The following is a 12,173-nucleotide window of genomic DNA, read 5'->3' on the forward strand; positions in this document are numbered from 1 at the left end:
CGGCCGCGGCGGAGGCGGCCGAGGCCGAAGCGGCCGCCGAACCGGCCACCGATGCGAAACCGGCTGATTCCGATCCGGCAGCAGCGACTGCCGACGCGAAACCGGTTGCCGACGAGACGAATTCGGTCGCACAACAGATCGCGGCGGGTTATGCCTTCGAGGGGGCGGCGCTGGAGCTGGGCGCGGTCGTCGTCGGCGGGGAGATCGATCCGGCCGCACGGGTACGGATTCCGATGCGGACGCTGAACCGCCACGGTCTGGTCGCCGGCGCCACCGGAACCGGTAAGACCAAGACTTTGCAGGGCATCGCCGAACAGTTGTCCGCGGCCGGCGTCCCGGTGGTGCTCGCCGATGTGAAGGGCGATCTGTCGGGGCTGGCGCAGCAGGGCGAATCGAACGACAAGCTCGCCGCCCGGGCCGCGCAGACCGGTGACGCCGACTGGGCGCCGCACGGATTCCCGACCGAATTCGTCTCTCTCGGCACCGAGGGAATCGGCGTGCCGATTCGCGCGACCATCACCTCGTTCGGTCCGGTTCTGCTCGCTAAAGTGCTGGGGCTCAACGACACTCAGGAATCCACCCTCGGGCTGATCTTCCACTGGGCCGACACACGCGGGCTGGCACTGCTGGATCTGAAGGATCTGCGCTCGGTGATCCAGCACCTGACCAGTCCGGAGGGGAAGGAGGATCTGAAGGGGATCGGCGGGGTGTCGGCCGCGACGGCCGGGGTGATCCTGCGTGCCCTGGTCAATCTGGAGGCCGACGGCGGCGACACCTTCTTCGGTGAGCCGGAACTCGACCCCGCCGATCTGTTGCGGACCGCGGGCGGGCAGGGCGTGATCACGCTGTTCGAACTCGGATCGCAGGCGGCGCGGCCGGTGCTGTTCTCCACCTTTCTCATGTGGGTGCTGGCCGACCTGTTCCAGACGCTGCCCGAAGTGGGCGATGTCGACAAACCCAAGCTGGTGTTCATCTTCGACGAGGCGCATCTGCTGTTCGCCGACGCGTCCAAGGCGTTCCTGGAGCAGGTCGAGCAGACGGTGAAACTGATCCGCTCCAAGGGCGTCGGCGTGTTCTTCTGCACGCAATTGCCCACCGACGTGCCGAATGCGGTGCTGTCGCAATTGGGTGCGCGGATCCAGCACGCACTGCGCGCGTTCACCCCGGACGATCAGAAGGCGCTGTCGAAAACGGTGCGCACCTATCCGAAGACGGCCGCCTATGATCTCGAAAACGCCCTCACCGCATTGGGTATCGGTGAGGCGATCGTCACGGTGCTGTCCGAACAGGGTGCGCCGACGCCGGTGGCGTGGACCCGGTTGCGGCCGCCGCGGTCGCTGATGAACACCATCGGCGACGACGGCATCCGCTCGCGCGCCCAGTCGAGCCCGCTGTTCGAGAAGTACGGCCGCACCGTCGACCGGGAATCCGCCTACGAGATGCTGACCGCGAAAGTCGTTGCGGCCGAACCGGAACCGCATTCGGTGCCGCAGGGCTCCGGCGGGCGGGCGCCGGAGCCGGACATCTCGGCGGCGGAACGGATCATGAGCAATCCGGCGGTGAAGAGTTTCCTGCGTTCTGCGGCCTCGGCCGCGGGTCGCGAGATCAGCCGCAGCCTCTTCGGTACCCGCAAACGCTGAGCAGCCCCGGACGCCGGACGGTACTCCACCACTCCGCGCCGAGACTCGTTGCCGCTCAGCCCCGATCGCGGAGCAGCAGATCCTCCGCGGTCTCGCGTCGCACCAGCTCCCGCATCCGGCCGTCACGGACCGCGACGATCGGCGGGCGCCCCACACCGTTGTAGGCCGAGGCCAGGCTGTGGTGGTAGGCGCCGGTGCACGGCACGGCCAGCAGCTCACCGACACGCAGATCGGCGGGTAAGCGGATATCGGTGGCGACGATGTCACCGGCCTCGCAGTAGCGTCCGGCCACGGTGGCGGTGACGGTCGGCCCGGTGGGGTGCCGGCCCGCCACCACCGCGTCGTAGCGAGCCCCGTAGAGCGCGACCCGCGGATTGTCGTTCATTCCGCCGTCCACGATCACGAACGTCCGGCCGCCCGGAACGTGCTTGATCGCCGTCACCCGATAGATCGTCACGCCGGCGCGGGCGACGATGCCGCGACCCGGTTCCATCGCGATCACCGGACGGGGGAAGCGATTTCGCGCGCACGCCGCGTCCAGGGCGTCGTCGATGATGTCGGCCAGTTCGGACAGATTCAGTTCCGCGTCGCCGGCGCGGTAGGCCACCGCATGGCCGCCGCCCAGATCGAGCTGGGTCAGCAACACGCCGTAATCGTGCCGGACCTCGGCCATTCGCGCGACGAGCCGTCGCACCGCTTCCCCGTAATGGTCGGGGTCGTGGATCTGTGAGCCGAGGTGGCAGTGGAAGCCGCGCAGATCCAGCAGGGGATGGTCGATGATCGTCCGGATCGCCTCCTCGGTGGTCTCGTCGTGCAGGGCGAAGCCGAATTTCTGATCGCTGACCCCCGTGCGCACGGCGGGATGGCCGTGCACGTCGATATCGGGGGTGAGGCGGAGCAGTACTTGCTGCGGCCGTGTGACGACCGTGCCCAGCAGACTCACCTCGGTGAGCGAGTCGATCACGATCCGCCCCACATCGGCGCCGACCGCGTATTCCAATTCGGCGAAAGGTTTCTCACTGCCGTGCAGGATGATTCGCCGCGGATCCACCCCGGCCGACAGGGCGATCGCCAGTTCGCCGGCCGAGCACACGTCGATGCCGAGGCCCTCGTCGGCGACCAGCCCGGCGATCGTGCGGGTCAGCAGAGCCTTTGCGGCGTAGACGATTTCGGCATCCGGGAAGTGTGCGCGGTACGACCGGCAGCGGGTGTGGATCTCGGTCTCACCGATCACATAGGTCGGTGTGCCGTAGCGATCGGCGACATCGTCGAGGGCGACCCCGTCGACGGTGATGCGGCCCAGTTCGTCATAGTGCGTCCGGCACGGCCACACGGTGGTGTCCAGTCGCGGGGACGCCATCCCCGAACGGAGGGACGGGAAGATCTCGAGCAACGTCACGGCGCGTCTCCTGTGGTGCCCCGCTTTCTCCTCGACTGCGGGGGTCACCTTCAGGACTACGCCGGTGACAGGCGCCGGAACCGTCTCGATACGCCGTCTTGACCAGCGGCGCCGCGATCTTGACGCCGCCCTGACACCCTGCTGATCAGCCCGCCAGCTTCTTGTAGAACGAGCCGACGATCGGCGCGGTGAGCGCCCGCGGCGCGTACTGGCCGGCGACGCTCATACCCTTGCTGATCAGGCCGGGAACGACGCGCATCTTGTTACGCGCCAGGGCGTCGATGGAGATTTTCGCGGTGTAGGCGGCCGACACCCAGATGAAATCCGGAATCTTGCTGCCGACCTCGTCCTGATCGGGGTTGTCGGTGCGTACCGGGCCCGGCGCCAGCAGTGTGACGTGCACGCCGCTGCCGGTCAGTTCGCCGCGCAGCGATTCGGAGAAGGTGTTGGTGAAGGCCTTCGTCGCGGCATAGGTGGCGTTGTTGGGGATGGCCATGTTCCCGGCCGCCGAACCGGTGATCAGGATGCCGCCGCCGCGGGCGAGCATGCCGGGCAGCACCGCCAGGGTCAGATCGTGGACCGCGACCGCGTTCAGTTCCATCACCGAACGTTCGACGTCGGCGTCCAGGTCGGCGACGGCGCCGAAGGTGGCGACACCGGCGTTGTTGCACAGGATGGCGATCTCACGACCGGCCAATTCGGCCACCAGCGGCGCGCGCTGTTCGCGATCGGACAGGTCCACCGCGCGAACCTCGGCGGTCACCCCGTAGCTGTCGGTCAGCCGTTGCGCCAGCTCGGCGAGCAGATCGCCGCGCCGGGCGACCAGGATGACCGAATAGCCGCGTCTGGCGAGCTCCTCGGCCAGAGCGGTTCCGATTCCGGAGGATGCTCCGGTGACGACGGCACGGTTGTCGGCGGTGGGTGCAGGCAAGCTCACGGTCGCCGAGCCTAGCCGGACTTCGCCTCACCGCGGGGCTTGGGCTCGAGGAAGGCGACACCCCAGTCGATATGCCCGTGCCACACGCCGGCGATTCGTCCGCCCTGCACCGCCGGCTTCGGATCCCCGACCGGGCCACCGGCCGCACGGACCGCGGCCACCGTGGCATCCAGATCCGGAGTGCCGAAGGCGACACCGACCAGCGCGGGCCGCTTCGTGGGGGCGGAAACGACCTCCAGGAACGCCTCGCCGACCCGGTAGAAGGCCATTTCCGGGCCTTCCGGGCCGCGTGGGTGGAAGCGCCGTCGCGGGCCGATTCCCAGTACGGCGTTCAGTGCGGCGACGGAATCGTCGAGATCCGGCACCCAGTAGACGACGTGATCGACGAACGTCACCCCGTTGGGATGGGCCGACTCGGCCTCCACGTCGTGCAGCAGTTCCGGCACACCCAGTGTCGCCGCGTCGGCCTCGATGCCCTCGAAACCCCACCCGGTGCCGACTCCGAGCGTGCAGGAGATCCGCCCGATTCGCGTCATCGCGTCCGTGACCGCGAAACCCAATGCGGCCCAGGCCTTTTCGTCGCCCGGCAGCCCGAGCCGGGTGAGGATCGCCATTACAGCGCCGCCGCCAGCCGGGTGCCCTGATCGATGGCACGCTTGGCATCGAGTTCGGCGGCCACGTCGGCGCCGCCGATCAGATGGATGCGCACCCCCGCCTGCTGGAGCGGCTCGACCAGATCGCGCACCGATTCCTGTCCGGCACACAGGATCACGGTGTCGCAGTCGATGACGGTGGGCCGGTCGCGCTTGTCGCCGAAGCTGATGTGCAGTCCGCGATCGTCGATCCGTTCGTAGTTGACGCCGCCGATCTGCTCCACCCCCTTCGCCTTGACCGCCGCGCGATGCACCCAGCCGGTGGTCTTACCCAGGCTCTTGCCGAACGGCGTCGACTTCCGTTGCAGCAGGACGACATCGCGGGGAGCGGGCGAGGGACGCGCGGCGGTCAGCTGGCCCGGCGCCTCCGGATCGTCGGCGGTGACGCCCCACTCCTGCTTCCACTCGTCGAGCTTCAGCGCCGGATGTCCTTCGACGGTGAGGAATTCGCTGACGTCGTAACCGATTCCGCCCGCGCCGATCACCGCGACCTTCTTGCCCACCGGCTTCTCCTCGCGCACCAGTTCGGCGTAGGTGAGCACCTTCGGATGATCGATACCCGGAATGTTCGGAATACGCGGGCGCACGCCGGTGGCGACCACCACGTGGTCGTAGCGGCCTTCGATCAGTTCGCCGGCGCTCACCCGGCGGTTCAGGAATACTCGCACCCCGGCGAGTTCCAGTTTGCGGGTGAAATACCGGATCGTCTCGTTGAATTCTTCCTTGCCCGGAATCCGCCGCGCGATATCGAACTGGCCGCCGATCTTGTCGTCGGCCTCGAACAGATCCACCTTGTGGCCGCGCTCGGCCAGGTTCACCGCCGCCGACAGGCCCGCCGGTCCCGCGCCCACGACCGCGATGCGCTGCATCCGGCGGGTGGGCAGCAGCCGCAGTTCGGTTTCGTGGCCGGCCCGCGGATTCAGCAGGCAGGACACGGTTTTGTGAACGAAGGCGTGGTCCAGGCAGGCCTGGTTGCAGGCGATGCAGGTGTTGATCTCGTCGTCGCGGGCGGCCTGCGCCTTGGCGGCCCACTCCGGGTCGGCCAGCAGCGGCCGGGCCAGCGACACCAGATCGGCGTCGCCCCGGGTGAGGATCTCCTCGGCGGTCTCGGGCATGTTGATCCGGTTCGAGGCGCAGACCGGAATGTTCACGCGCGCGGTGATTTTCGCGGTGAACTCGACGAAGGCGGCGCGCGGCACCGAGGTGACGATCGTCGGCACCCGGGCCTCGTGCCAGCCGATGTCTGTGTTGATGATGCTGACGCCCGCGGCTTCCAATTCGGTTGCCAGGGCGAGGATTTCGGGCTCGGTCTGACCGTGCTCGACGAATTCGGCCATCGACAGCCGGAAGACGATGACGAAGTCCGTGCCGACCGCGGCCCGGATCCGGCGCACGATCTCCAGCGGGAAACGCCGCCGATTCTCCGCCGACCCGCCCCAGCGATCGGTGCGCTTGTTGGTGCGCGGCGCGAGGAACTGGTTGATCAGATAGCCCTCGCCGCCCATGATCTCGACACCGTCGTATCCGGCGAACTTCGCCAGCCGCGCACAGCGCACGTAGTCCTCGATGGTGCGCTCGACTCCCTTGCCGGAGAGTTTGCGGGGGCGGAACGGGTTGATCGGCGCCTTGATCGAGGAGGCCGAAACACTGAACGGCACATAGGCATAGCGCCCGGCGTGCAGAATCTGCAGGGCGATCCTGCCGCCCTCGGCGTGTACCGCCCTCGTGATCGCGCGGTGGCGGTAGGCCTCGGTCTTGTTGGTGAGTTTGGCGCCCAGCGGCAGCAGCCAGCCCTCGCGGTTGGGTGCGTAGCCGCCGGTGATGATCAGGCCGACGCCGCCGCGGGCGCGCTCGGCGAAATAGGCGGCGAGACGGTTGGTATCCCAGGCGCGATCTTCCAGCCCGGTGTGCATCGAACCCATGACCACGCGGTTGCGCAGCGTGGTGTGGCCCAGATCGAGCGGCTCGAACAGGCGGGGGTACGAATGCGGCGAATCGGAATTCGCGGTCATGGGATCACCTTTCGGAAACGGAATCCGGTTGCGGGGCTGAGGCTTCCGGATCGGGTGACGACGAACGCAGCACACCCCGCAGCCCGGCCAGCACCTCGTCGCACCATTCGACGAAGCCGACCTCGACCCGGATCCCGCCCCGCAGCACCAGATACTGGTAGAGAGCGGTGCCGGTGAGCCGGTCCGGGGCGGGGAAATCCTTCTTCTCGATGAGGCGGTACAACTCCAGCCGCTGGGCGTGCTGGTCGCGATGGCGTTCGACCTCGGCGCGCAGCGCTTCCAGATCGCCGTGTGCGGCGGCGCGGATCTTGACGCCCAATTCGCTGCGCAGCGGGCCGATATCGTCGGTCGGCTCCGCGATCCAGCGCGCCAGTTCGGCGTGTCCGGCATCGCTGACGGTGTAGACCTTCTTGTCCGGACGCCCGTCCTGGGCGATCGCCTCGCCGGTGACCCAGCCGCGTTCCTCCATGCGCTTGAGTACCCGGTAGATCTGCTGATGCGTTGCGCTCCAGAAGAATCCGATCGATTTGTCGAATCGGCGCGCCAGTTCGTACCCCGAACCGGCTCGCTCGCTCAGCGATACCAGCAGCGCGTGTTCGAGGGCCATGCGGTGAGGTTAACCGATACCCGCTGTACTATGCAACGTGGTGCATATTCCCGGCCAGGGGAGCCGGAACTGCGAGAACCCTGTGAGCACGTGCCGTTTTCTGTATCATCACCCGCGGTGCTCTGCACTATCTCGGATACGGGAAGGGCGCCTCGCACGGCCGCGAGGCCCGCGGGGCGTCCTTCTGTATGAGGGGCGTTCAGACGGTGTGTGGTTTCCAGGCGGCCATGCCGAGGGCGATCATGCGGACCTGGCCGACGGTGCGGTCGGCGACGAGGGGGCGGTCGCGGAGCGGGGCGGCGACGAAGTCGGCGATGTGGTCGGCGACGGTGGAGACGATCAGGTCGGCGGCCAGTTCCAGATCATCGGTCGGCCAGGCGTCCAGCGCGGGGATTCGCGACATGTCGACCACCAATTCCCTTGTGATCAATTGCATTTCGGACGCGATCGCGGTGCGTAGTGCCGGTGCGCCGCCGTGGCGTTCGCGGATCAGGAAGCCGTAGAGGTCCTCGCGGCCGGCGATCTGGGCGAAGACGAATCGCACCGTTTCGGCCAGGCGCGCGTCCGGCGTGCGGCGCAGGTGCCGCAACGCCAGGCGCAACTGTCGCACTCCCTCGTCGACCAGGGCGGTTCCCAATTCGTCGAGGGAATCGAAGTGGCGATAGAAGGCGGTGGGCACGATCCCGGCCGAGCGGGCGATCTCACGCAGGCTCAGCGCCGCGAATCCGCGCTCGGCAGCCAGGGTCAGCGTGCCGTCCAGCAGCGCTCGCCGCGTGCGCTCCTTGCGCTCGACTCGGGTTTCGGCCTGCTCGCTCATCTCGCTGAGCATACATCCGTTCACGATTGGTCCATTCGGGGAGATGTTGCATCGGTCACACCAGATGCAGGTTGAACTATTGCGGTACCGCCAGGCACACTAGTTCAGTGTACAGATGTGCACCGAAAAAGGTGCACGCGATCAAACGACGAAGGCTGGGGAGAACCGCATGGTGGGACTGCTCGATCTGGTCCAGACACTGACCTCGCCGCACCCGCTCGACCGGTATCTGGAGTTGGTGCGACCGACACTGACGCTGCGCGATATGCGGGCCGAGATCGTCGGCGTGGATCGGTCGGTGCCCGGTTCGGTGACTCTCACACTCCGTCCGACCCGGCAGTGGGCCGGGCACGAGGCCGGTCAGTTCGTGCAGGTCGGCGTGCTGATCGACGGAGTGAAGCACACCCGCTGCTACTCGCCGATCGATGCCGAGGCCGGACCGCGCCGCACCCTCACCCTGACCGTGAAGGCGCATCCGGAGGGGCTGGTGTCGCAGTATCTGCACCGGCACGCGAAGCGGGGGATGGTCGTGGACCTCGCGCCCGCCTCCGGGGTGTTCCGGCTGCCGGAGCAGCGACCGGACAAGGTGGTGCTGATCAGCGGGGGCAGCGGTATCACGCCGGTGCTGTCGATGCTGTCCACGCTCGTAGCCGAGGGGTATCGCGGCGACGTGGTGTTCCTGCACTACGCCCGCTCGCCCGAGGAGGTGCCGCATCGGGAGCTGCTCGCGGATATCGCCCGGCGCCACGACAACGTCGACGTCGTGCTGGGTTATCCCGAACTGGCCCGGTCGGAGCGGCTGGACGGCGCGCCGTGGAGCTGTGCGGTCGTGCCCGGCGCGAAGTTCCTCGACTACGACGAACTGGCGCGCATCGCGCCGTTCTTCGCGACGGCGCAGACCTACGTCTGTGGCCCGCCGCGGCTGATGGAGTCCGTGCGTCGCATCTACCAGGCCGAGGATCTCGACGACCGCCTGCACAGTGAGGAATTCGTCCTCACCGCCGCGCCGGCCGACACCGCCGATGTCGAGGGCGTCACCACCTTCTCGGTGAGCGGCACGCAGTCGGAGAACACCGGTGCGAGCCTGCTCGAGCAGGCCGAGTCGGCGGGTTTGACGCCGGAGTTCGGGTGCCGGATGGGCATCTGCTTCTCCTGCACGGCGGTCAAGCGGTCCGGCTGCACCCGCAACCTGCGCAGTGGCGAACTGGACAGTGACCCGGACCAGCCGATCCAGCTGTGCGTCAGCGCCGCGGTCGGCGATGTCGACATCGAAATCTGAGCCGCACCGAAATCTGAAAGGGGAGAACAGCTATGACCATACTCACCGAGACCGAGAACGGGCCGCTGGTCCTGTCGCCGGAACAGGTCGCCGAGATCGGCCGGGAGCTGGACGCACTGCGCGACCGCATCACCGCCGATCTGGGGGAGCGCGATCGCGAATACATCTATTCGATCATCAAGGCGCAGCGCGGTTTCGAGGTCGCCGGGCGCGGCCTCATGTATCTGGGCTTCCTGCCGCCGTTCTGGCTGGCCGGGGTGGCGGCGCTGAGTCTGTCCAAGATTCTGGACAATATGGAGATCGGCCACAACGTCATGCACGGCCAGTGGGACTGGATGCGTGAACCCGGCCTGAATTCCCGTGTGTTCGAATGGGATACGGTGTGCCCGGCCGATCAGTGGAAGCATTCGCACAACTACATGCACCACACCTACACCAACATCCACGGCCGTGACCGCGACATCGGCTACGGCGTGCTGCGCATCGACGAGGGCCAGCAGTGGAATCCGTACTATCTGGGCAACCCGGTGTACGCGCTGGCGCTGATGCTGTTGTTCGAATGGGGCGTGATGCTGCACGACCTCGAGGCCGACAACATCGTCAAGGGCAACCGCAAGTGGGCGGATATCAAGCGCCTGGCCAAGGGGCAGATCCGCAAGGCCGGCCGGCAGGTGCTCAAGGACTACGTCGTCTTCCCGCTGCTGAGCGGCCCGCTGTTCGTCTCCACCCTGGCCGGCAACGTGACCGCCAACCTGGTGCGCAACGTCTGGGCGTACTCGATCATCTTCTGCGGACACTTCCCATCGGGCGTACAGACGTTCACCGAAGAGGAGACCGAGAACGAGACGCGCGGCGAGTGGTACGTGCGGCAGATGCTCGGCTCGGCCAACATCAGCGGCAGCAAACTGTTCCACATCCTGTCGGGCAACCTGTCCCACCAGATCGAACACCACCTGTTCCCGGATCTGCCGGCCAACCGGTATCCGGAGATCGCGCCCGAGGTCCGCGCGCTGTGCGAGAAGTACGGCCTGCCCTACAACACCGGCCGGTTCAGCAAGCAGGTCGGCTCGGTCTGGCTCAAGATCTGCAAGCTCGCCCTTCCCCCGGCCATCGTCGGGAAAGGCTCGCAGCCTGGTGTTATCGTGATGCGAGAGCGGCAGGTCGAGCCGAGCGAGGTGGGCGGGTAGATGATCGGAAAATTCGAGAGCAACAAGGATCTGATCCAGGAGCTGACATCCTCCGGGGCACGACACGTCGGCAATATCGCAACGATCATTACCGGCACGGTCTCGGAAGTGACGCGCGAAATCGGTGACTGGATCACCGATGCCATCGAGATGCGGGAGGCCGCGGCTGCGGCACACCGTGATCGGGAGGCGGCGGCCGACGTGAACACCGGGCGCGACCATCCCGACGTGCTGGTCGACGAGCCCGAGCCGGAGCCGAACGTGCATGCGGCCCAGCCCTTCATCGACGCCGATGTGGAAATCGTCGATCCGAAACGCTGAGCGGGATCAGAACACCGGCAGTCGGCGCCGGTGCTCGGCGATATCGGTGATCAGGTCCTTGTAGCCGTCGGCCAGTTCGGCGAGGCGCACCCAGTGCAGGTGTGTCTCGCCGTCCGGGGTGGAGGCGGGGAGCTCGTCCGCCGGATAGTTCGAGGCGGGCAGTCCGAGCGCATGATGGGCGGCGACCCATTTCCCGGCCATCCGGTCGATGACCGCCCCGAGAGTCTCGGTGTGCAGCGAGGCGCCCTCGCGGTGCGCGACGTTGTCGGCCACCCAGACATCGATACATTCGATCAGCCGGGTGCGGTCGCGATCGATGTGGTCGACCAATCGGCTGGCGCCGGCGACGCGGGCGGTCGAGGCCTTCGGCGCCTGCGCCTCCCGGGAGGCGTGCCGGCGCAATTCGTGGCAGCGGACCAGGTCCCGGGCCGCCTCGAGCACCGGGTGGTCGCCGGGCGGTGGTGTCGTGGACCGGAATGCGCGCAGCAGCGCAGATACCGACGGAAGTGCGCCGGTCGCGTCGTTGTCACCGGCGTAAGCGCTCGCCATCGTCTCCCACCCTCGTCTCAGCGGTCGGAATCTGGTTACGCCAGGGCCGAGGAGGTTTTCGGGGAGGGGCTCCCCTCGGCTCCGGCGTAGTCCCGCGGAATCGGACGCCGGCTGTTCGGTCGCACTGCTCACGGGTGTACGAACCGGGATATCCGCGACGATGCGATAGACGTGTCCGAATGCGGGGACATATTCAGGAAAGCGTGTCCTGACTTGGCATGCAACGGTTGACGCGCCGAACACCCAAGGTGCCGGACAATCGTTATACGCATCACGCCGGGATCACATGATCGCGAAGATCCACCATCGGCGGCGCGGCGCCTGCGCGACCGGTTGCCGATGGCTAGCCTGAGGATTTGTGCCCGCCTATATCTCTTCGCCGGAGCTGACCTTCGGCTTTCTGTTCGCTCTGGAAGATCCCGAGCGAATCGCCGAGGTGGTGCGAAATCTGATGGAGCGCCGCACGGTCTCGGTCTTCCGTCTGGCGCACGTCTCCGGCGCGGCCGGTCCGCCGGAGCGCTATGTCGTGAACTGGGCTGCCATCCCGCAGATTTCGATCACCACCGCCGCACCGGACGCCGATGCCATGCAGGCCGAGCGGATCATGCTGGTCAACGCATTTCTGGGCGAGGGCGGTGAGATCAGCTTGTACTCGGCGGACAGCAATCGCCCAGACGACAAGCGGCAGTGACGTTTTCCCATCGGCAGCACACAGGTTTTCGTTACGGAGACACTCCACACAGCGGCTCTTACGTCACTCTCAGCTACCGGC

General features: G+C 67.1%; 11 protein-coding genes and 1 pseudogene. 5 read left to right on the forward strand and 7 right to left on the reverse strand.

What is annotated here, in order from left to right:
• Positions 1-1,640 (forward strand): helicase HerA-like domain-containing protein (locus AC5592_RS33280; protein WP_063066480.1); only part of this gene is annotated, 1,640 nt, incomplete at its 5' end.
• Positions 1,641-1,695: 55 nt separating this feature from the next.
• Here the strand turns inward: AC5592_RS33280 and lysA are convergent.
• The 6 genes from lysA to AC5592_RS33310 all read right to left on the reverse strand — a co-directional run bounded on the left by lysA (position 1,696) and on the right by AC5592_RS33310 (position 8,065).
• Positions 1,696-3,039 carry a diaminopimelate decarboxylase gene (gene lysA / locus AC5592_RS33285; RefSeq protein ID WP_063066481.1) on the reverse strand — a complete coding sequence of 448 codons (1,344 nt, stop codon included), beginning with the start codon at positions 3,037-3,039 and terminating at the stop codon, positions 1,696-1,698.
• Between the two features lie 145 nt (positions 3,040-3,184).
• Positions 3,185-3,976: a mycolate reductase gene (cmrA, locus tag AC5592_RS33290; RefSeq protein WP_036499078.1), complete on the reverse strand. Its 792-nt coding sequence runs from the start codon at positions 3,974-3,976 to the stop codon at positions 3,185-3,187.
• 11 nt (positions 3,977-3,987) lie between these two features.
• On the reverse strand, positions 3,988-4,590 hold the full coding sequence (locus tag AC5592_RS33295) for a VOC family protein (RefSeq protein WP_051024401.1): 603 nt from the start codon (positions 4,588-4,590) through the stop codon (positions 3,988-3,990).
• A complete protein-coding gene (locus tag AC5592_RS33300) occupies positions 4,590-6,641 on the reverse strand; it encodes an NADPH-dependent 2,4-dienoyl-CoA reductase (RefSeq protein WP_036499081.1) in 2,052 nt (683 codons plus the stop codon). Before AC5592_RS33300 ends, AC5592_RS33295 begins: the two co-directional genes overlap by 1 nt.
• A 4-nt stretch (positions 6,642-6,645) precedes the next feature.
• A complete protein-coding gene (locus AC5592_RS33305; protein WP_036499083.1) occupies positions 6,646-7,248 on the reverse strand; it encodes a PadR family transcriptional regulator in 603 nt (200 codons plus the stop codon).
• A 199-nt stretch (positions 7,249-7,447) separates the two neighbouring features.
• Positions 7,448-8,065 carry a TetR family transcriptional regulator gene (locus AC5592_RS33310; RefSeq protein ID WP_084507596.1) on the reverse strand — a complete coding sequence of 206 codons (618 nt, stop codon included), beginning with the start codon at positions 8,063-8,065 and terminating at the stop codon, positions 7,448-7,450.
• A gap of 169 nt (positions 8,066-8,234) precedes the next feature.
• Here AC5592_RS33310 and AC5592_RS33315 point away from each other — a divergent pair, with 169 nt between their 5' ends.
• The 3 genes and pseudogenes from AC5592_RS33315 to AC5592_RS33325 form a co-directional block, all read left to right on the forward strand.
• Positions 8,235-9,344 carry a ferredoxin reductase gene (locus tag AC5592_RS33315; RefSeq protein ID WP_084507590.1) on the forward strand — a complete coding sequence of 370 codons (1,110 nt, stop codon included), beginning with the start codon at positions 8,235-8,237 and terminating at the stop codon, positions 9,342-9,344.
• A 32-nt stretch (positions 9,345-9,376) separates the two neighbouring features.
• Positions 9,377-10,531 (forward strand): fatty acid desaturase family protein, encoded by a 1,155-nt coding sequence (locus AC5592_RS33320; protein ID WP_063066483.1) that lies wholly within the window; start codon positions 9,377-9,379, stop codon positions 10,529-10,531.
• Positions 10,532-10,714 (forward strand): annotated as a pseudogene (locus AC5592_RS33325) (hypothetical protein); the annotation flags it as partial.
• Positions 10,715-10,858: 144 nt separating this feature from the next.
• Here the strand turns inward: AC5592_RS33325 and AC5592_RS33330 are convergent.
• Entirely contained in the window at positions 10,859-11,401 is a 543-nt protein-coding gene (locus AC5592_RS33330) for a DUF4254 domain-containing protein (protein WP_036499094.1), read from the reverse strand.
• A 358-nt stretch (positions 11,402-11,759) separates the two neighbouring features.
• On the opposite strand from AC5592_RS33330, the gene AC5592_RS33335 reads away from it, so the two are divergent.
• On the forward strand, positions 11,760-12,092 hold the full coding sequence (locus tag AC5592_RS33335; RefSeq protein WP_036499097.1) for a hypothetical protein: 333 nt from the start codon (positions 11,760-11,762) through the stop codon (positions 12,090-12,092).
• Positions 12,093-12,173: the final 81 nt, after the last annotated feature.

This window comes from Nocardia violaceofusca NBRC 14427 (genome assembly GCF_963869435.1).
In the GTDB taxonomy this organism is placed as follows: domain Bacteria; phylum Actinomycetota; class Actinomycetes; order Mycobacteriales; family Mycobacteriaceae; genus Nocardia; species Nocardia aobensis.